Below are 25,245 nucleotides of genomic sequence, written 5' to 3' on the forward strand. Positions count from 1 at the left end.
CGTTATCCCTTGACTCCGGTGAGGGTGACACCCTCGACGAACGCCTTCTGAGCGAAGAAGAACACGAGGATGACGGGCGCCATGACCAGAACGGTGGCGGCCATGGTGAGGTTCCAGTCGGTGTGATGGGCGCCCTTGAAGGACTCCAGACCGTAGGAGAGGGTCCAGGCGGCCGGGTTCTCCGAGGCGTAGATCTGCGGGCCGAAGTAGTCGTTCCAGGCGTAGAAGAACTGGAAGAGGGCGACGGCCGCGATGCCCGGCTTCGCCATGGGCAGCACGACCCGCAGCAGGGTGCGCAGTTCGCCGCAGCCGTCGACCCTCGCCGCGTCCAGGTACTCGTCGGGGATCGTGGTGAGGAACTGGCGCAGCAGGAAGATCGAGAAGGCGTCGCCGAACGCCATGGGGATGATCAGCGGCCAGAGCGTGCCGGAGAGGTCGAGCTGCTTGGCCCAGAACAGGTACATCGGGATGACGACCACCTGGGGCGGCAGCATCATCATCGCGATGACCAGCATCAGGGTGAGGTTGCGGCCGCGGAAGCGGAACGTGGCGAGCGCGTACGCCACCGGAACCGAGGAGACGACGGTCAGCAGGGTGCCGAGGCCGGCGTAGAGCAGGGTGTTGCGCCACCAGGTGAGGAAGCCGGGGGTGTCGAACACCTCGCGGTAGTTGCCCCACTCCCACGTGCGGGGGACCAGGTCGCGGGTGAGGGCCTGCTGGTCGCTCATGAGCGAGGTGAGGACCACGAAGACGAACGGCAGCACGAAGAAGAGGGCGGCGGCGATCCCCAGGGAGTGGACGGCGATCCACTCCAGCACGGCGCGGCGGCGGGCGGTGCGCCGCGCGGGGGACGGGGGCGCGTCGGACCGTACGGGACGGTCCAGTACCTGGGTCATGGTCGGTCACCTGCCTGGACGAGTCCGCCCCGGCGCCTCATCAGCAGCGCGGTGAAGGCCATGGCGAGGGCGAAGAGCACCAGCGCGACGACGCAGGCGGCACCGTAGTCGAAGCGCTGGAAGCCGAGGTTGTAGACGAGCTGGGGCAGCGTGAGCGTGGACTTGTCCGGGTAGCCCGGCTCGAACTGCTGGCCGGAGCCGCCGATGATCCCGGAGGCGACCTTCCCCGCCACCAGGGGCTGTGTGTAGTACTGCATGGTCTGGATGACGCCCGTGACCACGGCGAACATCACGATCGGCGAGATGTTCGGCAGGGTGACGAACCGGAAGCGCTGCCAGGGCGAGGCGCCGTCCAGCTCGGCGGCCTCGTACTGCTCCCTCGGGACGTCGAGCAGCGCGGCCATGAAGATGACCATGAGGTCGCCGACGCCCCACAGGGCCAGGGCGGTGAGGGCCGGCTTGGACCAGGCGGGGTCGGTGAACCAGCCCGGCGCCGGCAGGCCGAGGCCGTCGAGCACGGAGTTGACCGGACCGGTGCCCGGGTTGAGCAGGAAGACGAAGGCGAGGGTGGCGGCGACCGGCGGGGCCAGACAGGGCAGGTAGAAGAGGGTACGGAAGACGCCGACGCCGGTCTTGAGCTTGGTGACCAGCAGGCCGACGCCCAGTCCGAACACCACCCGGCACGTCACCATGACGAGGACCAGCCAGAGCGTGTTGCGCAGGGCCGGCCAGAACAGGGGGTAGTCCTGGAAGACGTAGGCCCAGTTGTCCAGGCCCCGGAACTCGGGGGTGCCGAAGCCGTCGTACTTCATCAGGGAGAAGTACACGGTGGACACCAGCGGGTAGGCGAAGAAGACGCCGAACCCGATGAGCCACGGGGACAGGAAGGCCACCGTCCGGAGCGCCGACCGGCGGCGCTTCGCGCGGAGCGTGTACGTGGACATCGGGCTACTTCGCCTGCTCGATGTCGCGGTCGATCTGCGCGGCGGTCTTCTCCAGCCCCGCCTTCAGGTCCTTCACCTTGCCGGACTCGTACCGGTAGCCGAAGTCCTGGAGCGTCGTCTGGTACGTCGAGCCGTTGACGGAGGCCGGCGGGGTGTTGGACTCGGGGTGCCGCGCGATGTCGAGGAAGGTCGTGAAGGCCGGATCCGTCTTCAGGCCGGGGGACTTCAGGGCCTCGAAGGTCGAGGGCACGTTGTGGATGGCGTTGGCGAAGGAGACGACGGCCTCGGTGTCGGTCGTCATGAATCTCACCAGCTCCCACGCGGCGTTCTGCTTCTCGCTCTGCGGGGCGATGCCCATGATCGTGCCGGACAGGAAGCCCTTGCCGTACTCGTCCACCTCGTCGTCGGCGACGGGCATCGGCGCCGTACCGATCTCGAAGTCGACGCCGGCGTCCCGCGCCATGCCGAGCCGCCACTCGCCGTCGAGCTGCATGGCCACCTGGCCGGTGTGGAAGGGGTGTTCGGCGCCCCACTCGTCGCCGAAGGTGTTGCGGTACCTCTCCAGCTTCGCGAACCCGCCGAGGTCGTCCACCAGCTTCTTCTGGTACGTGAACATCTCGGCGAACGCCGGGTCCTCGGCGATGCGCGACTTTCCGTCGGCGTCGAAGTAGGCGTGGTCCCACTGGGACATGTAGTGGTCGACGACCGTCTCGTAGCCGTGGTAGTTCGGCATGAAGCCGAGCTGCTCGTAGCCGTCGCCCTTCGCCTTGGTGAGCTTCTTGGCGACCCGCGCGAACTCCGACCAGGTCTTCGGGGGTTCGGTGATGCCGGCCTTCGCGAAGGCGTCCTTGTTGTAGTAGAGGCCGTAGGCGTCACCGAGCAGGGGGAGGGCGCAGCGGGTGCCCTCGAACTGGGTGTAGTCCAGCATCGGCTTCGGGATGATCTTGGCCAGGTCCAGCTTCGACTTCTCGACGAAGGGCTTCAGGTCGGCGAAGGCGCCCGACGAGCAGAACGTGCCGACATTGGACGTGGTGAACGAGGAGACCACGTCCGGGCCGTTCGAACCGCCCGCGCGCAGCGCCTGGTTGAGCTTGTCGTCGTTGATGTTGCCGACGACCTTCACCGTGATGTTGGGGTGTGCCTTCTCGAAGCGGTCCACGACGTCCTGGACCGCCTTCACCTCGGCGGGGGCGCTCCAGCCGTGCCAGAAGGTGAGGGTCGTCCTGGCGTTCGGGTCGTCGGTGGTGCCGGACCCGGACTGGCCGGTGCAGGCGGTGGTGAGCAGGGCGAGGGAGGCGGTGGCGGCCAGTGCGAGCGTCGCTTTTCTGGATATTCCGGGCATGACGGAGCTCCCTGGGGCGAGGTGTGGGACGGAGTGAGGTGTGGGGCGGGGCGGGGTGGTGCGGGACGGGTGGGGAGGGGCGAGGTCAGCGCGAGGTGTCGAAGACCTCGTCGCGGGTGGACGCGAGCGCGCTCTCCAGCGCGCCGCGCAGCACGGGGTGTTCACGGACGTCACCCAGGACGAGCCGGGGCCGGGAGGCGGCCAGCTCCTCCAGCTCGTCCCGGACCAGGTCCCGCAGCACCGCGCCGCCGGCGGTGAGGGCGGTGCCGCTCAGGACGACGAGGGCGGGATCGAGGACGGCGACCAGGGAGGCCAGGCCGGTCGCCAGACGGGTGGCGTAGGTGTGCAGCAGGGTGCGGTGCGGTTCCTCGTCGGGGCGGGCCGCGGCGCGCTCCAGCAGGGCGGCAGCCGCCTCGGTGTACGGGCCCTGCGGGACGTCCCGCACGCCCAGGTCGCGGGCCAGCCGCGGTACCGCCTGGGCGCCGGCCAGCTCCTGGTAGCCGCCGCTGTTGGCCTTGGTGACCTGGCGGACCAGCGGGGTGCCGGGTACCGGCAGGAAGCCGACCTCGCCCGCGCCGCCGGTGAAGCCCCGGTGCAGCCGGCCGCCCAGCACCAGGGCGGCGCCCAGGCCCTCCTGGCTCCACAGCAGGACGAAGTCGTCGTGGTCGCGGGCCGCGCCGAGCCGCCGCTCGGCCACGGCGGCGAGGTTGACGTCGTTCTCGTACTCGAACGGCATCGGCAGGGCGGCGGCCAGTTCCCCGAGCAGCGTGGGGGAGTGCCAGCCGGGCAGGTGGGAGGCGTAGCGCAGGTGGCCGGTGTTCGGGTCGAAGGCACCCGGGGTCCCTATCACCAGGCGGTGGACGTCCGCGCGGGTCAGTCCCGCCGCCTTCACCGCGCCGTCCAGGGCGTCGGTGACCTGCTGGACCACGGGCACGGCGGGCCGGCGGCCGGGGGTGGGCAGTTCGTGCCGGCCGACGGTGCGGCCGGTGACGTCGGCGACGGCCGCGAGGATGCGGCGCGGATTCACGTCGAGTCCGGCGGCGTACGCGGCGGCCGGGTTGACCCCGTACAGCTGGGCGTTGGGGCCCGGGCGGCCCTCGGTGGTGCCGGTGGCGAGGACCAGGCCGGCGGCCTCCAGGCGGGCCAGGAGCTGGGAGGCGGTCGGCTTGGACAGGCCGGTGAGCTTGCCTATCCGGGTCCGTGACAGCGGTCCGTGCTCCAGCAGGAGGTCCAGGGCGGCGCGGTCGTTCATGGCGCGCAGGACGCGCGGGGTGCCCGGCGTACCGGCTGTTCCTGCCATGGGGTGCGACACCTGCCCTTCGTCGACTGCACAGCTTCTCAAGCGGCCGGTGAGGACGTCCATCCCGGACCGGTCCGGCGGGCACTGTTAGGAAAGTTTCCTGTCGGATGGGGAGGAAGGTAAGCCCGGCGCGGAGCGGGCGTCAAGAGGCGTCCTCGGCGGGAACGGCCGGGAACGGCCGGGAACGGAAAGGGGCGGCACCCGGGATGTTCCCGGGTGCCGCCCCTTCGCGGGCCGGCGGCTACTTCGTGGTGCTCGTCGGCGAGGGCAGCGGGGAGGCGGCCACCGACTGCGGCGACACCGTGCTGGCGTAGGCGGACGGGGCGGCCACGCCGGCCGCGGGGTCGGCGGCCGGGGCGTCCTCGGCGGCGGTCGCGCCGCCCACGATGCGGATGCCGTTCGCGTCGAAGGCGCGCTTGATGCGCCAGCGCAGCTCCCGCTCCACGGTCAGCGACTTGCCCGGCATGGTCTTGGCGGACACCCGCACCACCATCGAGTCCAGCAGCACCGAGTCCAGGCCGAGCACCTCCACCGGGCTCCACAGGAGCTCGTTCCAGGGCTCCTCCTTGCTGGTGCGCTCGGCGACGTCGCTCAGCACGGCCTTCACCTTGTCCAGGTCCTCGTCGGAGCGGACCGTGACGTCCACGTTGGCGGTGGCCCAGCCCTGCGAGAGGTTGCCTATGCGCTTGACCTCGCCGTTGCGGACGTACCAGATCTCGCCGTCGGCGCCGCGCAGCTTGGTCACCCGAAGCCCGACCTCGATCACCTCGCCGGTGGCCACACCCGCGTCGACGGTGTCGCCGACGCCGTACTGGTCCTCCAGGATCATGAAGACGCCGGAGAGGAAGTCCGTGACCAGGTTGCGCGCGCCGAAACCGATTGCCACACCGGCGACACCGGCCGACGCGAGCAGGGGCGCGAGGTTGATCTGGAAGGTGCCCAGCACCATCAGCGCGGCCGTGCCCATGATCAGGAACGACGCCACCGAGCGCAGCACCGAGCCGATCGCCTGGGACCGCTGCCGACGGCGCTCGGCGTTGACCAGCAGGCCCCCGAGGCCGCCGCCCTCCATGGTCTGACCGGTGCGGGACATCCGGTCGACCAGCTTGGTGATCGCCCGCCGGACGACCACTCGCAGTACCGTCGCGATCACCAGGATGAGCAGCACGCGCAGCCCGATGGCGAGCCAGGTCGACCAGTTCTCCTCGACCCAGCCGGCCGCGCTGGTGGCGCTCTCCTGGGCGTCCTGGAGCGAGGGGACCCGTGGCGTCTCCGACTCCGAAGGGGTCGGCGAGGGGTCGGCGGCCGACAGGACGACGGGCAAGGACACGGCGGGTACCTCCAGGTGCACGTCCGCCCCCCGGTGCTGCGGTCAAGGTCTGCAAGGTCACGAATGGGTCACCGGCAGGGGCGGAACCACCACACTAACGGGGCATTGTGGGGGGACCGGCGGGATCTGTGAAGAAGAGACCCCGCTCACCTGCGCTTGAACCGGCCACGATCCTGGGGATGAATCGGGATGTGGTCGAAAACACTCCCAGCCCGTTACCGGGACATGGTGGCGCGGTCACCAGGCATGAGGGGAGACTGACTACGGATCGTCCCGGCGCGAGCCACGCGCCGCCGGCGTACAAGGAGGCCGTCCGTGCCGCATGTCCTGGTCCTCAACGCGTCGTACGAGCCGCTCGGCGTCGTACCGCTCCGCCGCGCGCTCGTACTCGTCCTCGAGAACAAGGCAGTCTGCCTCGAGGAGACCGGCGCCCATCTGCACAGCGCGACCGTCACCGTCCCCGCCCCCAGCGTGGTCCGGCTCAAGCGTTTCGTGCGGGTCCCCTACCGGGGTCCCGTTCCTCTCACCCGCAGGGCGCTGTTCGCCCGTGACGGGGGCCGGTGCATGTACTGCGGTGGTGTCGCAACCAGCGTCGACCACGTCATCCCGCGCAGCCGCGGGGGCAAGCACGTCTGGGACAACGTGGTGGCGTCGTGCCGCCGCTGCAACCACGTGAAGGCCGACCGTCACCTGATCGAGCTGGGCTGGCGGCTGCGCCACAAACCCGCCCCGCCCACCGGTCTGGCCTGGCGCATCATCGGCACCGGCCACCGCGACCCACGCTGGCTGCCGTACCTCCAGCCGTACGGCGCGGACGACGCCCTGGCCCGCATCGACGGCATCTCGGCCTGACCCCGGCCGCCGACAGTCGGTACGGCTCCCGACGGCCGGGCCCGGAGAGTCCCCGTCGCTCCCCGGACCCTGCCGCCGCCCGGTCACGCGTACCGCAGCTCCGCGGGCCGTACCGAGCGGTGCAGCAGGGGCAGCGCGGTGGCCGTCGCCAGCATGCATGCCGCGTACACGCCGACCGGCACCAGCAGCCCCGCCCACGGCAGCGACAGAGGGCCCTCCCCGGCGAGCGTGGCGTACCACGTGCCGATCGCGGTACCGCCGACCCCCGCGACCAGCACACCGGGCGCCAGCGGCAGGGCGGTCTCCAGCAGCAGCGCCCGGCCCAGCACCGCGCGCGGCACACCGGCGGCGACCTGCGCCGCGAGCGTGCGGCGGCGGGTGGCCACGGACTCCGCCGTGCCGACGGCCAGCCCGGACAAGGTGATCACCAACCCGATGCCGACCGCCGCGCCCGCCAGGTCGATCCCGGTGGTGTAGAAGACCGGGTCCTCGGCCACGTCCGCACCGGAGCCCAGCACGGCCAGCAGGCCCTGGCGGATCCCGACGAACCCGGTGCCCACCACCGTCACCAGCAGCACCACGGTGTGCGTACGGGCCGCCGCCCACGGGTCGTCCCGCAGGCGTTCCGCCGCGACGAGGACCGCCGGGCTCCCGGTGCGGGCGGCCAGCAGCCGTCCGGTCAGCCGGGCCGTGGCGCCCACCAGCCACAACGCGCCCGCACCGGCCAACGCCAGGGCGCCGACGACCAGTACCGGCCCGGTGGGGACGTCACCGGAACGCCGGTCCAGGCTCAGGTACGACACGAACAACGCGGCCAGGAACAGCGCCACCGTCCCGAGGAACGTCACCCCGGGCCGGGCCCGTGGCCGTACCCGGCGCACCGTGCCGAGTGGTGAGGCCACCACCCGCCGCAGCGTCACCACGGCGGTCAGCGCGCCCACCAGGGGCATGCCCACCGCGACCACGGCGATCCCCGTCCAGGTCCACACCGAGGTGTGGTCCCCCATACGGGCCGCCACCACGACGCAGAGCACGGTGGCGGCCGCCGAACCGGCCAGGCAGCCCGGCGCGGTCTCCGCTGCGGCGATCCGCCGCACCTGCCAGGGTGTGGCGCCCGCCAGCCGCAGTCCCGCCAGCCTCCGGTCCCGGTGGACCGCGCCGAGGCGGGCGCTCTGGCCGAGGAAGCCGAGCACGGGGATCAGCAGGAGCAGCAGCGCGGCGATCACGCCCGCCCGCTGCCCGGGGAGGTCCAGCAGGCCGTGGGCGACGGTGAGGTCGTGGTGTCCGCGCAGCGAGCCGAGGACGACCGCCGCCAGCGCCAGTCCGGTGGCGAGCAGCGCGCCGACGCCGGTGAGGGCGATCCGCCACCACTCGTGCCGGTCGGAGCCGCGCAGCAGGTGCCAGGCCAGACGCAGGTCCGCCCTCACGTGGTCACCTCCAGCGCATGGTCCTCCGCCACTACGGTGCCGTCGTGCAGGGACGCCTCCCGGTCGGCGTAGGCCGCGGTCCGGGCGTCGTGCGTGACCAGCAGCACCGCGGTGCCCGACTCGCGGGCCGTCCGCGCCAGCGCCGTCATCACCTGCTCGGCCGCCAGGGAGTCCAGCGCCCCGGTCGGCTCGTCCGCGAACACCACCTTCGGGCCGGTCACCAGCGCCCGCGCGAGCGCGGTGCGCTGGGCCTGGCCACCGCTCATCTCGCCGGGCCGCACCGCCGCCAGGTCCCGCGCCCCGAACCGCTCCAGCCACGTGCCGGCCCGCTCGTGGGCCTGGGGCCGGGGCGTGCCGGCCAGCAGCAGCGGGAGCGCCACGTTGTCGAGCGCGGTCAGTTCCGGGATGAGCTGGCCGAACTGGAAGACGACGCCGAAGTCGGAGCGGCGCAGCTCGCTCAGCCGCTTCTCCGGCAGCCGGTCGAGCCGCTGCCCGTCGTACGTCACCGAGCCCTCGTCCGGGCGGACGATGCCCGCCATGCAGTGCAGCAGCGTCGACTTGCCGCTGCCGCTCGCGCCGGTGACCGCGAGGATCTCACCGGCCCGCAGGGCGAGCGACGCGCCGCGCAGGGCCGGTGTCCTGCCGTGCGCCTTGCGCAGGCCGTGGGCCGCGAGGAGCGGCCCGGGTGCGGCTGTGGTGTTCATGCTGGGTCGACCTCCGCGGTCAGGGTGGTGAGCCGGGCCGCCGTCGTGGTCATCCAACGGAGGTCGGCGTCCAGGTGGTTGAGGGCGAAGTCCGCCGAGAGCACCGTGGCCAGGTCCGCGCCGGGATCCGACTTCAGGGCGGTCAGTTCGCGCATGCGCCGCATATGGGCGGCGCGTTGGGCCCGCAGGTATGTGGCGGGATCACCGCCGGACAGGATCGACACCACTACCTTGGCGAAGATCTCGTTCGTCACGAACGGCGCCGGCGGCGCGATCTCCGCCGCCCAGTGCTCCAGCTCGCGTGCCCCCGCCCCTGTGGCGCGGTACACGGTCCGCTCGGGGCCGCCGTCGGAGTCGGTGCCCTCGACCTCGGCGAGACCGTCCCGGACCAGGCGCTGCAGGGTCGTGTAGGCCTGCCCGTAGGCCAGCGGGCGGGCCTGCGGGAAGCGTTCGTCGTGGCGCCGCTTCAGGTCGTAGCCGTGGCTCGGTCCCGTGGCCAGCAGGCCCAACAGGATGTGACGGGTACTCATGCGGATCAGTATGCACTGAGTACATGTACTGAGTGAATAGTCACGCGAGGAAAACCGCGGACTGCGGGAGCGCGGAAGGGGATTGGCCGGCGCGCGGAGGTGGACCGGCGGTCGCACGGATGGGGAGTCGGTGGCGTGCGGCCGCCGGCTCCGGGTGGTCAGTCCGCGACCGCGTACGCCTCCACCGACCACAGTGAGTAGCCGTAGCGGGTCGCGCGGCCGGCGCCCTGGACGCGGATGTGGCGGACGTCGGGCTCGTCCATGCGGACGGTCTCCCGGCCGCCGCGGCTGTCGCGGACCTCCGCCGCCGTGCGCCAGGCGTGGCCGTCCGCCGAGACCTCCACCCGGTACGCCGAGGCGTGGGCGTCCTGCCAGCGCAGGTCCACCTTGCCCAGCCGTACGGGGCGTTCCAGCTCCACCTGCCACCAGGCGTCGTCCTCGGCCGGCGACGACCAGCGCGTCGTGGGGTCGCCGTCGTTGGCCGCCGAGGCGGGGAAGTCGGGTGTCTCGTCGGCCGAGGACTCCGCCCGGCCGGTGCGGGCCAGGTCGGGGCCGCCGACGGGCGGGACGGCGTCGACGGTCAGCGTGCGGGTCGCGCCGCCGAAGCCGAGCCGGACGTCGTAGGAGCGGGTGGGCGAGCCCGGCTTCACGGTCACCTCGACCGGCACCTGGACCGGCGCGCCGCGCGGGACGGACAGCGGCTGCTCCGGCACCCGTACGTCCACGCCCTCGGGGGCCCGCGCGGTCAGCCGGTCGCGGACGTCCTCGGGGCGGGCCGAGCCCAGGGTGACCGTCACCGTGCGGGTGCGGCCGATGTCGGCGTCCGCGCGGTCGCCGGGCAGGTCCACCACGGCGTCGGGGACGTCCGCGTACCACGGCACCAGGTGCCGGACCCGCTCCTGGTCCGCGTCCACGACCCGTACGGCGTTCACCGGCCGGTCGCCGGCCCGCAGTTCCGTGGCGCCCCCCGCGGCCAGCGCGCCGATCCGCCGCCAGCTCCCGCCGGCCGTGCGCACCTCGACGGCGCCCCGGGTGCCGGGATCGGTCAGCACCGTCACCGTGTCCAAGACCCGGGCGACCTCCAGGCGCAGCGTGCCGGGGCCGCCGGCCGTCCCCGCCGGCTCCCGCGCGATGCCGGCCCAGCTCTCGTACGCCTTCCGCGCCCGGTTCAGGAACGGGTCCAGCACGCCCTCGGCGACCGTCACCCGCTCCGCCGCCAGTTCCGCCCGCAGCTCGCCCAGGCGCCGGTACGCGGTCCAGGCGGCGTCCGCGTCTTTGGCGTCCTGTGCGCGCAGCATGTCCAGGGCCGCCGTGCCGGCGTCGCCGTAGGCGGCCAGCCGGCCGGTCCAGGGGGTGATCTCGCCCGCCAGGGAGGTGCCGGACAGCCGTCCGGGCAGGTCGCGCAGGGCGGTGAAGGCCGTACGGAGCCGCCGGGCCGCCGCGGTCTCCCCGGAGCCGCCCGCGGCCGGCCGGGTCCGCCAGAACTCCTGGAGCAGTGGACGCAGGTACGCCGACTCGGTGCCGCCGAGGACCGAGGAGGCGGTGTTCCGGGCCAGGGCCGTCAGGGCCTCGTGGCGCCGGGTGTCACCGCCCGCGAGGTCCGCGATCGCGGCCCGCCAGGACTCCTGGGGTTCGTACGCGCGCGGGTTCCAGGCGTAGTCGGCGGCGGTGAACAGCGGGATGCGCGACGCCTCGGGCTGTTCCATCGCGTTGGCGAGCAGCGCGGCCGAACCGGCGGCCACGGCGGGCTCCCGCCCCTGGTAGGGGCCGAGGAACAGCCGCTCGGGCGCGTAGTCGTTGACCGGGTAGTTGTCCATCGTCACCAGCGGGTGCCCGAACACCTCGCGCGCCTCGGCCAGTTGGCGGCCCGTGATGGTGTGCGGGACCACGCCGACCCCGGTCCACGCCACCTCGACGCCCCCGTCGAGCTCCTCGGCGAGCGCGCGCCGGTAGGCGGTCGAGCCGTCCTCGTAGTACTCGGTGGGCATCAGGGACAGGGCGGGCGAGCCCGGGTGCCGGCGCGCCAGGTGCCGGGCGACCGCGTTCGCCACGTGCGCCTGGGCGCGGGCGGCCGCCTCGGGGCCCGAGCCGAACCGGTCGGCGTCCGCACCGCAGTGCCACTCGCTGTAGCTGACGTCCTGGAACTGCACCTGGAAGGCGCGGAAGCCCAGCGCCCACATCGCGTCCAGCTTGCGGGTCAGCGCCCGCAGGTCCTCGTCCGAGGAGAAGCACATCGCCTGCCCCGGGGCGACCGCCCAGGCGAGGGTGACGTGGTTGCGCGCGGCCCGCTCGGCCAGCTCCCGGAACTCCGCGCGCCGCCCGGCCGGGTACGGCTCGCNCCAGCGGGCCTGCCGGTGGAGGTCCTCGCCGGGCGCGTAGAGGTACCGGTTCAGCTTGGCGCGGCCCATGAAGTCCAGCTGGGCCAGTCGCTGCCGGTGCGTCCACGGGGTGCCGTAGAAGCCCTCGGTGACGCCGCGCACGGCGGTGCCCGGCCAGTCCCGTACGACGGCCGCGGTGAGGGTGCCGTCCGGGCGGACCAGGCGGCGCAGCGTCTGCACGGCGTGGAAGAGGCCGTCGCCGTCCGCCCCCGCCAGGGTCACGGAGCGGCCGCCGGCGGTGAGGACATAGCCGCCCGCCGGGAGGGCGCCACGGGGGTCGTCCGAGGCGTCGGCGTTCTTCGCGCGCACCACGAGCGCCCCTTCGGGCACCGGTGCGCCGGGGTCGGTGAACCGGCGCGCGCCGGCCTCCCGCAGGACGTCCTTCAGCGCCTCCACCGTGTACGGGTCCGCCGTCCGGTCCACGGCCAGGGCGACCTCCTCGGTCACCGGGACCGGGGCGCCGTTCGCGCGCAGCTCGTGCGGGCGCGGCCACACCGACGGGACGGCCGTGCCGGCCGGGTCCGCGGCGGGCGAGGCGGACGGCTCGGGTGCGGGCGCGGCCGTCGCGGCGGGTGCGACCCCCAGGGATCCGGCGAGCACGGCGAGTGCGAGTGCGGCCCTTCGCGCGTTCGTCGTCCTCCCACGCCACAGCTGCACAGGGCCCCTCCTGATCCCCCGGGACCGGCCGGCCTACGACCGGCGGCCGTGTCCATTCCGTTACCGAGACGTCCCGAGCCCACCATTCCTGGAGTGAACGTGTCAATCAGAGGGGGTGTTGTGGCGCATTTGTCCCCCTGTGGAGTGAGAGTGAAGGGAGAGAATGTGACCAGAAGCACGTGGAACGACTTTGTGCGTCTGCGCTCGCGTCCACTGGGTAGGGCTGCGAGATGACCCGCACGGCGAGCTCGACGAGGAGGCCCTTGGTGGCTACAGCGGCATACGTCTTTCCCCCGGTCCTGTCCAAACCCTCGGCGGAGCAGTCCGCCGACGACCCGCACGACTGCTTCCTCGGCGCGGAGGGTTCCTGCGTCGAGGCGCCTCTGACCAGCGAACCCCCGCTGCCCGACGCGGAGCCCCTGACCAGCGAGCCGCCGCTGTCCGACGCCACCCCGCTGACCAGCGAGTCCGACACCTTCTCCGACTGCTCGGACGCCGCGGGACTCGACTCCTTCCCGGCCCAGTACCGCCCGGAGCCCTAGGTGACCGCGCCCCGGCCGGCCGAGACCCCCTCCGAGGCGCTGTCCCGGCTCGCCGCGCTGCACGGCGTCGCCACCTCCTACAGCCCCTCCCCGGAGGTGACGGTCGCGGCCTCGGCCACCGCCGTCACCCTCGCCCTGGCCGCCCTCGGTGTCGACACGTCCACCGACGCGGCCGTCCGTGAGGCCCTGGCCGCCCGCGAACAGGAACGCGCCGAGCGGCTGCTGCCCCCCACGGTCGTCGGCCGGGGCACCCGCGCGCCCGACGTGCTCGCCGCGCTCCCCGACGGCACCCGGCTGGAGATCCGCACCGAGGACGGCGGTACCCGCGCGTCCGCCGAGGACCTCCCGCCCGGCGTGCACCTGCTGACCGCCACCGCCCCCGACGGCCGCACGGCCCGCTCCCACCTGGTCGTCGCGCCCCCGCGGCTGCCCGCACCCGAGGGACGCTCCTACGGGCTGCTGGTCCAGCTCTACTCCCTGCTGTCCCGCCGCTCCTGGGGGATGGGCGACCTCGCCGACCTCGGTGAGCTCGCGGGCTGGGCCGGACGCGACCTGGGCGCCGGGTTCGTGCAGGTGAATCCGCTGCACGCGGCCGTTCCCGGGCCGCCGACCGACCCGTCGCCCTACCGTCCCTCCTCGCGCCGCTTCCCCGACCCGGTGCACCTACGGGTCGAGGACGTGCCCGAGTTCGCCCACGTCGAGGACCGCGACCGGGTGCGCGGCCTGCTGGAGCGGGCGGCGCGGCTGCGCGAGGCGGTGCTCGACAAGGGTGAGCTGATCGACCGGGACGCGGTCTGGGAGGCCAAGCGGGAGGCACTGGAACTGGTGCGGGAGGTCCCGCTCGGGCCCGGCCGTGCCGCCGCCCTCCGGGCCTTCCGCGCCGGCCAGGGCCAGGCCCTCCAGGACCACGCCACCTGGTACGCGCTCGCCGAGGTGCACGGCGCCGACTGGCGCCGCTGGCCCGCCGCGCTGCGTGACCCCCGCTCGGCGGAGACGGCCCGCGCCCGGGAGGAGCTGCGGGACCGCGTCGACTTCCACTCCTGGCTCGTCTGGCTCACCGACGGCCAGCTCACCGCCGCCCAGCGGGCCGCGCGCGAGGCCGGGATGCCGGTCGGGATCGTCCACGACCTGGCCGTCGGCGTGCATCCGACGGGCGCGGACGCCTGGGCGCAGCAGGAGTACTTCGCGGCCGGGATGTCGGCCGGCGCGCCCCCGGACGCCTTCAACGCGCGCGGCCAGGACTGGGGGCTGCCGCCCTGGCGCCCGGACCGTCTCGCCGAGAGCGGGTACGCCCCGTTCCGTGACCTGCTCCGGGCCCTCTTCCGGTACGCGGGCGCGCTGCGCATCGACCACGTGATGGGCCTGTTCCGGCTCTGGTGGGTGCCCGAGGGCCACCCGCCGACCGAGGGCACCTACGTCCGCTACGACGCCGAGGCCATGCTGGCCGTGCTGGTCCTGGAGGCCTCTCGCGCCGGGGCCCCGGTGATCGGCGAGGACCTCGGGACGGTGGAACCGGGCGTGCGCGAGGCGCTGCGCGACCGCGGGGTGTACGGCACCTCGGTGCTGTGGTTCGAGCGGGACTGGGAGGGCGACCGCAGGCCGCTGCCACCGGAGACCTGGCGCGCCGACTGCCTGGCCACGGCCACCACCCACGACCTGCCGTCCACCGCCGCCCGCCTCACCGGCGAGCACGTGGAGCTGCGTGACCGCCTGGGCCTGCTCACCCGCCCCCTGGCCGAGGAGCGGGCCGAGGCCGCGGCGGACGTGGGGGAGTGGCTGGAGGTGCTGGGACGGCTCGGCCTGCTCCCGGGCCCGGACGACGGCACGTACGACGGCGGCGCGGACGCCTCGCGGGAGGAGGCCGGCATCCAGGCCGTGTACCGCTACCTGCTGCGCACCCCCGCCCGGATGGTCGGCGTGTGGCTGCCGGACGGGGTCGGGGACCGGCGCCCGCAGAACCTGCCCGGCACCTGGGACCAGTACCCGAACTGGCGGCTGCCGGTCGCCGACGCCGAGGGGCGCCCGGTGACGCTGGAGGAACTGGCGGCCTCCCCGCGGCTGCGGGCGCTGGTCGACGTGCTGCGCACCGAGTCCGCGCCGGATGCCTGACCGGCCCGCGCGCCCGTACGGCACCCCGGGCGCGCGGCCCCCGACACGGTTCGATACTTTGGGGACCGTGGACAAGAAGAACGCCCTGCGCGCCGGCGCCCTGGCAGCCGGTACGACGCTGATGATGCTGCTCATGTCGTCCCCCGCGCTCGCTCTCACCCGCGACGACGGCGACGACCCCGGCACGGGCCTGAGCGTCATCGAGACGCTGGGTCTCTACGTCCTGGCCCCGGTCGGGCTCTTCGTGATCATCGCCGCACTGGTGATGGTTCTCGACAAGTCCCACCAGAAGAAGGACCCGACCAGCTCCAACATCCGGACCAAGGCCGACGCCAAGGCCTGACCCCGGGGCCCGCTCGCCCGAGCGGTCCACACGCGCTTCCAGAAGGGCGCCGGCTCCCGTCGGCGCCCTTCGGCGCGTCCGCACGGGCATGGACAACTCCCGTAGCTCGCACGGGGGATGCGCGGCCCGCTGCCACGTGTTCCGGGGCGCCGCCTACCGCTCCGTGGCGAGCAGCAACTCCCGCAGCAGGTCCGCCAGCTGGGCCGCCCGCTCCTCGCCGAGGGCCGAAAGCGCCCGTGACTGCTCGGCGACCCCGGCGGCCGCCGCCTCGTCGATCAGCCGCAGTCCCTCCTCGGTCAGCGTGACCTGCAGCCCGCGCCGGTCGTGCGGGTCGGGGGAGCGGCGCAACAGCCCGGCGCGCTCCAGCTTGTCGAGACGGCCCGTCATCCCACCGGTGGTGAGCATCAGCGTGGCCGAGAGCTGCCGGGGCGAGAGGGTGTACGGCTCCCCGGCGCGGCGCAGGGTGGCGAGGACGTCGAACTCGCCGCGCGAGATGCCGTACGGCGCGTACGCCCGCTCCGTACGGTCGCCCATGGCGCGCGCGAGCCGGTAGACGCGCCCGAAGACCTCCATCCCGGCGGTGTCCAGGTCGGGCCGGACCCGGGCCCACTGCTCGATGATCGCGTCGACGGCGTCCGTGGGACGCGGCTCGGGGCGTGCACTCATGGCGGAAGTATCCGCACCGCACGGGTCGGCCGCAAGAAAGTATCTTGCGAGTAAGTGGCTTGCAGCTAAGCTATCTTTGCTTGATCTCACGGAAGGGGTGCCCCATGGCCGCGCACCGGCGCGTCACGCTCGTCGCGTTCACCGCCCTCGCCCCCGTCTCCTGGGGCACCACCTACGCCGTGACCACGGAGCTCCTGCCGCCCGGCCGCCCGCTGTTCACGGCCCTGGTCCGGGCGCTGCCGGCCGGGCTGCTGCTGCTCGCGCTGGTACGGGTGCTGCCGCGTGGCGCCTGGTGGTGGAAGGCGGCCGTGCTCGGCGCGCTCAACATCGGCGCCTTCTTCCCGCTGTTGTTCCTGTCCGCGTACCGGCTGCCGGGCGGGATGGCCGCGGTGGTCGGCTCGGCCGGCCCGCTGCTGGTGGTGGGCCTGTCGGCGCTGCTGCTGGGACGGCGCCCGGCGGTGCGGGACGTGCTCGCCGGGACGGCCGCCGCGTTCGGCGTCAGCCTGGTCGTCCTCCAGGCGGCGGGCGCCCTCGACCCGCTGGGCGTGGCGGCGGCCCTCGCCTCCACCGCGTCGATGTCCACCGGCACCGTGCTCACGCAGAAGTGGGGCCGCCCCGAGGGTGTCGGCCCCCTCGCGCTCACCGGCTGGCAGCTGACCGCGGGCGGCCTGCTCATCGCCCCGCTCGCCTTCCTGGCCGAGGGTGCGCCGCCCGCCCTGGACGCCCCGGCGGCCGGGGGCTACGCGTACCTCGCCGTGGTGAACACGGCCGTCGCGTACGGGCTGTGGTTCCGCGGCATCGGCCGCCTCACGGCCACCCAGGTCACCCTCCTCGGCCCGCTGTCCCCGCTCACGGCGGCGGTGATCGGCTGGGCGGCCCTCGGTGAAAACCTGACGGCGCTCCAACTGGCGGGTATGGCTTTGGCGTTCGGCGCGACGCTCGCGGCCCAGCTGACGGGAGTCCCAGCGCGGGACCGGAACCTGGCCCGGGGTCTCGACACCGATGCGGTGCCGTGCCCCCGGTCGGGCATCCTGGGGGACCCACCACCAGGAGGAACCCGTGCCGCACCCGCAGACCCCCGAGGAGACGCTCGTTGAGGCGAAGAAGGGGCTGGGCCTGCCGCGTGTCGTGGTGATCTGCGGCTCCACCCGGTTCATGGCCGGGATGGCCGAGGCGGACCTGAGGGAGACCGTGGCGGGAAGGATCGTCGTCAAGCCGGGCGTCGACATGAAGTCGCCGCACGCGATGTGGTCCGATCCAGCCGAGGCCGCGGCGCTGAAGGAGCGGCTCGACGAGCTGCACCGGGCGAAGATCCGGCTCGCCGACGAGGTGCTCGTGGTCGGCGACCACATCGGGGACAGCACCCGGGCGGAGATCGCCTACGCCCGTGCGCTGGGCAAGCCCGTGCGGTTCACGCACCCCGAGGTCGACCCCGACGCCTGACCGCCCGCCGCGGCCGGCCCTGCGAACGGATCGCCCGGGGAGCCCAGTTCGCACCACACGACCTTGCCCCGGCTCCCCTCCCTCGTCAGCGGCTGCCAGCCCCACACGTCGGCGCAGGCCCGCACCAGCGCCAGACCTCGCCCGTCCTCCCGGTCCGGGACCGCCGAGAAGGGCCGCGGCGGTTCAGGGGGCGAGGGGTCCGCGTCCCACGCCCCGAGCCGCAGCACGCCGGTCCGTGACCAGCGCATCCGCAGCGCCGCCGGGCCCGTGGTGTGCCGGACGGCGTTCGAGACCAGCTCCGCCGCGAGCAGTTCCGCGACGTCGGCCAGGCCGATCAGTCCGTGCACCGTCAGGATCAGGCGGAGGGTGCGGCGGCAGACGGGGACGGCTCTGGGGTCGTTGGGGACGTGGAGGGAGTACTCCCACGGTTCGGTTTCGGGCATGCGGATTCCTCGCGGTGAAGGGGGAGTTCGGCGACGGTGTCATTGCCGCTCACCCGAGCAGGGCAGAGCGGTGCACTTCCGTGACCGGTGGCACACAGTGCTTGGTACGTCACTGAAAGTACGTCATAAATTTATGACCCAGCAAGCCGGTCGCGTAATCTGCCCCCGAACGAGTCGCCCCGCTTACGAAGGGACAGTCATGCCGCCGAGACGGCAGCCCACGGCACGTCAGCAGCGCTTCGGCGCCGAGCTTCGCAAGCTGCGGGAGGCTGCCGGGTACAAGGCGACGGAGGCAGCCGCCCTTCTCGGGGTCAACTCCGTGCAGATCAGTCAGATCGAGTCCGGAGTGGCGGGTGTGAGCGAGGACCGGCTTCGGCGAATGGTCGCCCACTACGCCTGTGAGGACGACGAGTTGACGGCAGCGCTCGTCGCGATGGCCACCGATCGAACACATGGCTGGTGGGAGGAGTACCGGGAACGGCTGCCGACGGCGTTCCTCGACCTGGCCGAGCTGGAACATCACTCCGCCTTCAGGTGGGACGTCGACTTCCTGCGTGTTCCGGGCCTCCTGCAGACCGAGGACTACGCGCGGGCCTTGTTCTCGTACGTCAATCCCGACCTGCCGAAGCAGGAGATCGACGGGTGGGTGGAGCACCGCATGAGGCGACGGGTCATCGTCGAGCGGGCCGACCCGGTCCCGTACGAAACGGTCGTTCATGAAGCGGCGTTGCGCATCCGGGTCGGGGACCGGACACAGGCGCGGGCTCAACTGCTGCGCATCATCGACCAGTCGGAGTCGGATCACGTCACCGTGCGGGTCATCCCCTTCGACGTGGACGGCTTCGGTGGAGCCGACAGCGCCGTCGTGTACGCGGGCGGCCCCGTGTGTGCGTTGGACACCGTCGTGCGAGACGGCCCGCACGGCACGGTGTTCGTCGACGCCGCCGCTCAACTCCTCCGCTATCGAACGCTCTTCCGTAGGCTGGAGGCGGTGGCGCTCGACCCCGGGCGTTCGCGTGCGTTCATCCACCTGCTTGCGAAGGAGCTCTGAGGTTCGCGGTGACGACGCCCGACGTGTGGAAGAAGTCGTCCTACTCCGGAGGCGGTGAGGGCAACGCCTGTGTGGAAGTCGCCCTCCGCCGTACGCGGACAGCCATACGCGACTCCAAGGCGCCGTCCCACGGCACCCTCTCCGTGCCGGCCCCGGCGTTCGCCGCGTTCGTGAACGCCCTGAAGGGGCCGGGCGGGCTGGTGTAGCGCCGCCCGGCCCACCGCGCGCCGTCAGATCACGATCACCCGCCGCCCCCTCGTGTGCCCCGCCCGGCTGTCGGCGTGGGCGTCGGCCGCCTCCGCGAGGGAGTAGACCTTCTCCACCGGGATGTGGAGCGCGCCCTGTTCGAGGAGGCGGACCGTCTCGTTCAGGGCGTCCGGGACGCTGCCCGCGACGTTCGAGAAGCGGACGCCCAGCTCGGGGGCGGTGCGGTCCGCGATGGAGACGACCGTGGTCGGGTCCCCCGTCAGCTCCACGAGCTCGCGGACCACGCCCGCGCCGGCCAGGTCGAGGGCCGCGTCGACCGAGGCGAACGCCCGCACCCGGTCCGGCCAGCCCTCGACGTACGTCGTGGCGTGCGCGCCGAGGCCGCGCAGGTAGGCCAGGTTGGCGGCCCCTGCCGTGCCGACCACCGTGATGCCGCGGTCGCGGGCGATCTGCAGCACCGCCGAGCCGACGCCGCCCGACGCACCGCTGACCAGCAGCGTCTGTCCGGGGCGGACACCGCACTCGCCCAGGATGCGCAGGGCCGTCTCCATGACGGACGGATAGCCGGCCGCCTCCTCGAAGGAGAGGCCCTCGGGTATCCGGGCCCAGGCGTGCAGCACCGCGAACTCGGCGTAGGTGTCGGCGCCTTCACCGAAGACGCGGTCACCGATCGCCACATCTGTGACGCCCTCGCCGACCTCGTCCACCACCCCTGCCGCGTCCAGTCCGACGCCCGCGGGCAGTGACGCCGGGAGGGCCGGACGCATCTGACCCTCCCGGATCCTCCAGTCGACGGGGTTCACCCCGGCCGCGCGCACGGCGACGCGTATCTCTCCCGGGCCCGTGTGGGGCTTCTCGGTGTCGACGAGACGAAGGACGTCGGGGCCGCCGAACTCGGCGTAGCTCACTTTCCTCATGCCGCCGACCGTAACACTAACCGTTAGTGTATTGGGGTCGTTAGGGTTTTGCTAGTGTTCCGGTCATGCCCGAGCAGCCGCCGTCCGGACGTCGAGAGCGCAAGAAGGCCGCCACACGTCAGAAGATCGCCGACACCGCTCTGGGGCTCTTCCTGGAGCGCGGGTACGACGCGGTGGGCATCCGGGACGTGGCCGCCGAGGCCGACGTGGCCGTCACCACCGTCTTCTCCCACTTCGCCTCGAAAGAGGCCCTGGTGTTCGAGCGGGACGCGGACTTCGAGCAGCGCCTCGCCCGCGCGGTCACCGACCGCGCGCCCGGCGAACCCCTCGTCCCCGCCCTGCGCCGGGAGATGCACGCCCTGGTGCGCCACTGCCTGGCCGACGAGGCCGCTCCCGTCTGGCGCATGATCGACGACTCGCCCGCGCTGCGGGCGTACGAGGGCTCCATGCGGCTGCGGCACGCGGAGACCCTGGCGGCCGCCCTCGGCGCGGAACCGGGCGCGCCGCGCGGCGCCACCGCGTGCCGGGCCGTCGCCCGGTTCGTGGTGGACGCCTTCGCGCTGGCCCGGGAGGCGGACGACCCGGAGACCGCGGTGGACGAGATCTTCCTGATGGTCGAGGCGGCCTGGGAGGCATCGGAGGCGGGCGTGCCGGTCCCGCCCGCGACATGAAGGAAGGGGCGCCCGGCCGGGAAGCCGGGCGCCCCTTCTCCGTGTCAGGGCCGCGTTACGCCGACGTCGCCGCCGCGTCCGCCGCCTGGGCCCGCAGGGCGCGCTCCACGCCCGCGCGGGATTCCGAGACCAGGCGGCGCAGGGCCGCGCCGGGCTCGGCCGACGTCAGCCAGGCGTCCGTCCTGTCCAGGGTCTCGCCGGTGACCTGGACGCCCGGGTAGAGACCGACCGCGATCTGCTGGGCCATCTCGTGCGAGCGGGACGCCCACACGTCCGTCAGCGCCTCGAAGTACCGCTCCGTGTACGGCGCCAGCAGCTCCCGCTGGTCCGTCTGCACGAACCCGGCGATGACCGCCTCCTGCACCGCGTTGGGCAGCTTGTCGGACTCGACGACCGAGGCCCACGCCTCCGCCTTCGCCTCCTCGGTGGGACGGGCCGCCCGCGCGGTGGCCGCGTGCCGCTCGCCCGCCGCGGTCCGGTCCCGCTCGTACTCGGCGGCGATCTCCGCCTCGTCGAACCGGCCCACCGCCGCCAGCCGCTGCACGAACGCCCAGCGCAGCTCCGTGTCGACGGCCAGGCCCTCGACGGTCTGCGTGCCGGCGAGCAGCGCCTCCAGCAGGTCCAGCTGCTCCGGGGTGCGGGCGGTCGCCGCGAAGGCGCGCGCCCACGCCAGCTGGTGGTCGCTCGACGGCTCGGCGGACCGCAGGTGCGCCAGCGTGGCGTCGGTCCAGCGGGTCAGCAGGGTCTCCCGGGCGGCCGGGTCGGCGTACAGGTCCAGCGCCAGCTTCACCTGACGGTGCAGCGACTGCACGACACCGATGTCGGACTCCTTGCCGACACCCGACAGCACCAGCGCGAGGTAGTCGCGGGCGGCGAGCTCCCCGTCCCGGGTCATGTCCCAGGCGGAGGCCCAGCACAGCGCCCGCGGCAGCGACGACTCGAAGTCGCCCAGGTGCTCCGTGACGAAGGCGAGGGACCGCTCGTCGAGCCGGACCTTGGCGTAGGACAGGTCGTCGTCGTTGAGCAGGATCACCGCGGGACGGCGCCTGCCCGCCAGCTCCGGCACGGCCGTCAGTTCGCCGTCCACGTCCAGCTCGACCCGGTCACCGCGGACCAGCTTGCCGCTCGCCTCGTCGACGTCGTACAGGCCGACGGCGATGCGGTGCGGGCGCAGCGTCGGCTCGCCCTTCGCGCCGGCCGGGAGCGCCGGAGCCTCCTGACGGACGGAGAAGGAGGTGATGACACCGGCCTCGTCCGTCTCGATCTCGGGGCGCAGGACGTTGATGCCGGCCGTCTCCAGCCACTGCTTCGACCAGTTCCTCAGGTCGCGGCCGGAGGTCTCCTCCAGCGCGCCCAGCAGGTCCGACAGGCGCGTGTTGCCGTACGCGTGGCGCTTGAAGTACGCCTGCACGCCGCGGAAGAACGCGTCCTCACCGACGTACGCGACGAGCTGCTTCAGCACCGAGGCGCCCTTGGCGTACGTGATGCCGTCGAAGTTGACGAGCACGTCGTCCAGGTCGCGGATGTCCGCCATGATCGGGTGCGTCGACGGCAGCTGGTCCTGGCGGTAGGCCCAGGTCTTCATCTGGTTCGCGAACGTCGTCCACGAGTGCGGCCACCGCGAGCCGGGCGCGTCGGCCTGGCAGGCGGTCTCCGCGTAGGTGGCGAACGACTCGTTCAGCCACAGGTCGTTCCACCACTCCATGGTGACCAGGTCGCCGAACCACATGTGGGCCAGCTCGTGCAGGATCGTGGCGGCCCGGCCCTCGTACGCGGCGTCCGTCACCTTCGACCGGAACACGTACTGGTCGCGGATGGTCACCGCACCCGCGTTCTCCATCGCGCCCGCGTTGAACTCCGGCACGAACAGCTGGTCGTACTTCTCGAACGGGTAGGCGTAGTCGAACTTCTCCTGGAACCACTCGAAGCCCTGCCGGGTGACCTCGAAGATGGCGTCCGCGTCCAGGTACTCCGCGAGCGAGGGCCGGCAGTAGATGCCGAGCGGCACCGACTGGCCGTCCTTCTCGTACACGCTGTGCACGGAGTGGTACGGGCCGACGATCAGCGCCGTGACGTACGTCGAGATGCGCGGGGTCGGCGCGAACTCCCACACGTTGTCCTTCGGCTCGGGCGTCGCCGAGTTGGAGACGACGGTCCAGCCCTCCGGCGCCTTCACCGTGAACCGGAACGTCGCCTTGAGGTCCGGCTGCTCGAAGCTCGCGAATACCCGGCGGGCGTCCGGCACCTCGAACTGCGTGTACAGGTACGCCTGGTCGTCCACCGGGTCGACGAAGCGGTGCAGGCCCTCACCCGTGTTGGTGTACGCGCAGTCGGCGCTCACCCGCAGCACGTTGCGGCCCTTGAGCAGGCCCGGCAGGGCGATGCGGGAGTCCGCGAAGACCTCGGCGGGGTCCAGCGGGTCCCCGTTCAGGGTCACCTCGTGGACGGTGGGGGCCACCAGGTCGATGAAGGACTCCGCGCCGTCCTCGGCGACGTCGAAGCGCACCGTGGTCACGGACCGGTAGGTGCCGCCCTCCTGCGCGCCGGAGAGATCGAGCTCGATCTCGTACGAGTCAACGGTCAGCAGCTTCGCCCGCTGCTGCGCCTCTTCGCGGGTCAGGTTTGTGCCAGGCACGCGGTCATCTCCTCGATATGTGTGGGTTGCGCCATCCTTCCACGCGAGATCGGCATCACGCGATGACGAAACCGCAGGCATGGGGATACCCCTGTGTCGGGCGCGGGGCAGACAGGGCGCCTCGACGTCCGGAAACCGCCGGCGGCGGGCGGTGGCGCGGGTGAGCCTGGGGGACATGACGACCACGACACCCGCCGCACGGCCCGTCCCCCCGCAGGTCGTGCGGGACCTGCTGACCCTCGACGACGCGGGCCGCCCGGCCGCCGCCGTCACCGACGACGAGGGCGGCGCCCCGCTGCGCTGCTGCCTGCGCCACAGCCGTCCGGGCGAGCGCGTCGCCCTGGTGTCCTACGCGCCCCTGCGCCGCTGGGCGGCGGAGACGGGAGCCGACCCGGGCGCCTACGACGAGCAGGGGCCCGTCTTCGTGCACGCGGACGTCTGCGCGGGGCCGGAGGGCGGGGACCTCCCGTTCACCCGGGCCCGCCGGGTCCTGCGCCGCTACTCCGCCGACGGCCGGATCCTGGGCGGGCGGCTGGTGACGGAACCGGAGGACTTCGGCCCCGCCCTCCGCGAGGCGTTCGCCGACCCGGAGGTGGCGCTCGTCCACGTACGGGCGGTGGAGTACGGCTGCTTCCTCTACGAGGTCCGGCGGGGCTGACGGCCCGCCGGAGGCACGTCGGAGGCACGCGAAAGGCGGGCGCCCCCCTGCCGGGGACGCCCGCCTCCTCACGTTCCGCGCGGGATCAGCCGCCGAGCTCCTGCGCGACCAGCTCCGCGATCTGCACGGCGTTCAGCGCCGCGCCCTTGCGGAGGTTGTCGTTGGAGACGAACAGCGCCAGGCCGTTCTCCACCGTCTCGTCGGCGCGGACACGGCCCACGTACGACGGGTCCTGGCCGGCCGCCTGGAGCGGGGTCGGGATGTCGGTGAGGACCACGCCGGGCGCCTCGGCCAGCAGCTCGGTGGCGCGCTCCGGGCTGATCGGCCGGGCGAACCGGGCGTTGATCTGCAGGGAGTGGCCGGAGAAGACCGGGACGCGCACGCAGGTGCCGGAGACCTTCAGCTCCGGGATGTCCAGGATCTTGCGGGACTCGTTGCGTAGCTTCTGCTCCTCGTCGGTCTCGCCCAGACCGTCGTCGACGAGGTTGCCCGCGAAAGGCAGCACGTTGAAGGCGATGGGGCGCTTGTAGACGTCCGGCTCGGGGAAGTCGACCGCCGAGCCGTCGTGGGTCAGCTTGTCGGCCTCGTCGACCACCTTCTGCGTCTGGCCGTGCAGCTCCGCGACACCCGCGAGACCGGAACCGGACACCGCCTGGTACGTGGCGACGACCAGCGCCTCCAGGCCCGCCTCCGCGTGCAGCGGACGCAGCACCGGCATCGCGGCCATCGTGGTGCAGTTCGGGTTGGCGATGATGCCCTTGGGGCGGTTCGCGATCGCGTGCGGGTTGACTTCGGAGACGACGAGGGGAACCTCGGGGTCCTTGCGCCAGGCTGAGGAGTTGTCGATCACCACGGCGCCCTGCGAGGCGACCTTCTCGGCCAGCGCCTTCGAGGTCGCGCCGCCCGCGGAGAACAGCACGATGTCCAGGCCGGTGTAGTCGGCGGTGGAGGCGTCCTCCACCGTCACGCCGTCCAGCTCCGTGCCGGCCGAGCGGGCGGAGGCGAACAGGCGCAGCTCCGTGACCGGGAAGTTCCGCTCCTTGAGGATCCTGCGCATGACCGTGCCCACCTGACCGGTGGCTCCGACGATTCCGACCCTCACGGCGACTCCCTACTGCGTCTCTCGCGTACCTGATGTGCCTGGCGAGGCCCTTACATCATGCGGCCGACCACGCCCCGGCTGTCCAATTCTTTGCCCTG

24 protein-coding genes are annotated in these 25,245 nt (G+C 73.0%); 10 read left to right on the top strand and 14 right to left on the bottom strand.

Features of this window, described 5'->3' with window-relative positions:
- Positions 1–2: 2 nt before the first annotated feature.
- From B100_RS0126770 to B100_RS0126790, 5 genes are all read right to left on the bottom strand, one after another.
- Entirely contained in the window at positions 3–896 is an 894-nt protein-coding gene (locus tag B100_RS0126770) for a carbohydrate ABC transporter permease (protein ID WP_024887479.1), read from the bottom strand.
- On the bottom strand, positions 893–1,840 hold the full coding sequence (locus B100_RS0126775) for a carbohydrate ABC transporter permease (protein ID WP_024887480.1): 948 nt from the start codon (positions 1,838–1,840) through the stop codon (positions 893–895). The genes B100_RS0126770 and B100_RS0126775 overlap by 4 nt, the downstream gene beginning before the upstream one ends.
- Before the next feature lie 4 nt (positions 1,841–1,844).
- On the bottom strand, positions 1,845–3,182 hold the full coding sequence (locus tag B100_RS0126780; protein ID WP_024887481.1) for an ABC transporter substrate-binding protein: 1,338 nt from the start codon (positions 3,180–3,182) through the stop codon (positions 1,845–1,847).
- 85 nt (positions 3,183–3,267) lie between these two features.
- A complete protein-coding gene (locus B100_RS0126785) occupies positions 3,268–4,482 on the bottom strand; it encodes an ROK family transcriptional regulator (RefSeq protein ID WP_024887482.1) in 1,215 nt (404 codons plus the stop codon).
- A gap of 241 nt (positions 4,483–4,723) precedes the next feature.
- On the bottom strand, positions 4,724–5,812 hold the full coding sequence (locus B100_RS0126790) for a mechanosensitive ion channel family protein (RefSeq protein WP_024887483.1): 1,089 nt from the start codon (positions 5,810–5,812) through the stop codon (positions 4,724–4,726).
- Positions 5,813–6,127: 315 nt separating this feature from the next.
- Here B100_RS0126790 and B100_RS0126795 point away from each other — a divergent pair, with 315 nt between their 5' ends.
- Positions 6,128–6,664 (top strand): HNH endonuclease, encoded by a 537-nt coding sequence (locus tag B100_RS0126795; RefSeq protein WP_024887484.1) that lies wholly within the window; start codon positions 6,128–6,130, stop codon positions 6,662–6,664.
- A gap of 83 nt (positions 6,665–6,747) precedes the next feature.
- Here B100_RS0126795 and B100_RS0126800 read toward each other — a convergent pair whose 3' ends face one another.
- From B100_RS0126800 to B100_RS0126815, 4 genes are all read right to left on the bottom strand, one after another.
- Entirely contained in the window at positions 6,748–8,091 is a 1,344-nt protein-coding gene (locus B100_RS0126800) for an FtsX-like permease family protein (protein WP_024887485.1), read from the bottom strand.
- On the bottom strand, positions 8,088–8,795 hold the full coding sequence (locus B100_RS0126805; protein WP_024887486.1) for an ABC transporter ATP-binding protein: 708 nt from the start codon (positions 8,793–8,795) through the stop codon (positions 8,088–8,090). Before B100_RS0126805 ends, B100_RS0126800 begins: the two co-directional genes overlap by 4 nt.
- Positions 8,792–9,325 (bottom strand): PadR family transcriptional regulator, encoded by a 534-nt coding sequence (locus tag B100_RS0126810; protein WP_024887487.1) that lies wholly within the window; start codon positions 9,323–9,325, stop codon positions 8,792–8,794. Before B100_RS0126810 ends, B100_RS0126805 begins: the two co-directional genes overlap by 4 nt.
- A gap of 158 nt (positions 9,326–9,483) precedes the next feature.
- Positions 9,484–12,360, bottom strand: coding sequence for a glycoside hydrolase family 84 protein (locus B100_RS0126815; protein ID WP_024887488.1), 2,877 nt, complete (start codon positions 12,358–12,360; stop codon positions 9,484–9,486).
- A gap of 266 nt (positions 12,361–12,626) precedes the next feature.
- Between B100_RS0126815 and B100_RS0126820 the strand changes: the two genes are divergently transcribed.
- The 3 genes from B100_RS0126820 (at position 12,627) to B100_RS0126830 (ending at position 15,354) form a co-directional block, all read left to right on the top strand.
- Positions 12,627–12,902, top strand: a complete 276-nt coding sequence (locus B100_RS0126820) for a hypothetical protein (RefSeq protein ID WP_024887489.1) — start codon at positions 12,627–12,629, stop codon at positions 12,900–12,902.
- The gene (malQ, locus tag B100_RS0126825; RefSeq protein WP_024887490.1) at positions 12,903–15,011 is read left to right on the top strand and encodes a 4-alpha-glucanotransferase; all 2,109 of its coding nucleotides are present in this window, start codon (positions 12,903–12,905) and stop codon (positions 15,009–15,011) included.
- Between the two features lie 67 nt (positions 15,012–15,078).
- Positions 15,079–15,354, top strand: a complete 276-nt coding sequence (locus B100_RS0126830) for a hypothetical protein (protein WP_024887491.1) — start codon at positions 15,079–15,081, stop codon at positions 15,352–15,354.
- 153 nt (positions 15,355–15,507) lie between these two features.
- Here the strand turns inward: B100_RS0126830 and B100_RS0126835 are convergent, their stop codons facing one another.
- A complete protein-coding gene (locus B100_RS0126835; protein WP_024887492.1) occupies positions 15,508–16,020 on the bottom strand; it encodes a MarR family winged helix-turn-helix transcriptional regulator in 513 nt (170 codons plus the stop codon).
- A gap of 104 nt (positions 16,021–16,124) precedes the next feature.
- On the opposite strand from B100_RS0126835, the gene B100_RS0126840 reads away from it, so the two are divergent.
- A complete protein-coding gene (locus B100_RS0126840; RefSeq protein ID WP_024887493.1) occupies positions 16,125–17,117 on the top strand; it encodes an EamA family transporter in 993 nt (330 codons plus the stop codon).
- The gene (locus B100_RS0126845) at positions 17,023–17,463 is read left to right on the top strand and encodes a hypothetical protein (protein WP_078541200.1); all 441 of its coding nucleotides are present in this window, start codon (positions 17,023–17,025) and stop codon (positions 17,461–17,463) included. The genes B100_RS0126840 and B100_RS0126845 overlap by 95 nt, the downstream gene beginning before the upstream one ends.
- Here the strand turns inward: B100_RS0126845 and B100_RS34305 are convergent.
- On the bottom strand, positions 17,400–17,906 hold the full coding sequence (locus tag B100_RS34305; RefSeq protein WP_024887495.1) for an ATP-binding protein: 507 nt from the start codon (positions 17,904–17,906) through the stop codon (positions 17,400–17,402). The two genes, B100_RS0126845 and B100_RS34305, sit on opposite strands and share 64 nt — an antisense overlap.
- Before the next feature lie 199 nt (positions 17,907–18,105).
- Between B100_RS34305 and B100_RS0126855 the strand changes: the two genes are divergently transcribed.
- Positions 18,106–18,957: a Scr1 family TA system antitoxin-like transcriptional regulator gene (locus B100_RS0126855; RefSeq protein ID WP_024887496.1), complete on the top strand. Its 852-nt coding sequence runs from the start codon at positions 18,106–18,108 to the stop codon at positions 18,955–18,957.
- Between the two features lie 8 nt (positions 18,958–18,965).
- Positions 18,966–19,163, top strand: coding sequence for a DUF397 domain-containing protein (locus B100_RS0126860; RefSeq protein ID WP_024887497.1), 198 nt, complete (start codon positions 18,966–18,968; stop codon positions 19,161–19,163).
- Positions 19,164–19,187: 24 nt separating this feature from the next.
- Here B100_RS0126860 and B100_RS0126865 read toward each other — a convergent pair whose 3' ends face one another.
- Positions 19,188–20,081 (bottom strand): NADP-dependent oxidoreductase, encoded by an 894-nt coding sequence (locus tag B100_RS0126865; RefSeq protein WP_037723560.1) that lies wholly within the window; start codon positions 20,079–20,081, stop codon positions 19,188–19,190.
- Between the two features lie 65 nt (positions 20,082–20,146).
- On the opposite strand from B100_RS0126865, the gene B100_RS0126870 reads away from it, so the two are divergent.
- The gene (locus B100_RS0126870; protein ID WP_024887499.1) at positions 20,147–20,752 is read left to right on the top strand and encodes a TetR/AcrR family transcriptional regulator; all 606 of its coding nucleotides are present in this window, start codon (positions 20,147–20,149) and stop codon (positions 20,750–20,752) included.
- Between the two features lie 55 nt (positions 20,753–20,807).
- Here the strand turns inward: B100_RS0126870 and pepN are convergent, their stop codons facing one another.
- Complete coding sequence (pepN, locus tag B100_RS0126875; RefSeq protein ID WP_024887500.1) at positions 20,808–23,387, bottom strand: aminopeptidase N; 2,580 nt, start codon at positions 23,385–23,387, stop codon at positions 20,808–20,810.
- A gap of 175 nt (positions 23,388–23,562) precedes the next feature.
- On the opposite strand from pepN, the gene B100_RS0126880 reads away from it, so the two are divergent.
- On the top strand, positions 23,563–24,045 hold the full coding sequence (locus B100_RS0126880; protein ID WP_024887501.1) for a DUF1203 domain-containing protein: 483 nt from the start codon (positions 23,563–23,565) through the stop codon (positions 24,043–24,045).
- An 85-nt stretch (positions 24,046–24,130) separates the two neighbouring features.
- Here the strand turns inward: B100_RS0126880 and B100_RS0126885 are convergent, their stop codons facing one another.
- A complete protein-coding gene (locus B100_RS0126885; protein ID WP_024887502.1) occupies positions 24,131–25,147 on the bottom strand; it encodes an aspartate-semialdehyde dehydrogenase in 1,017 nt (338 codons plus the stop codon).
- Positions 25,148–25,245 lie beyond the last annotated feature (98 nt).

Source organism: Streptomyces sp. CNH189, assembly GCF_000527195.1.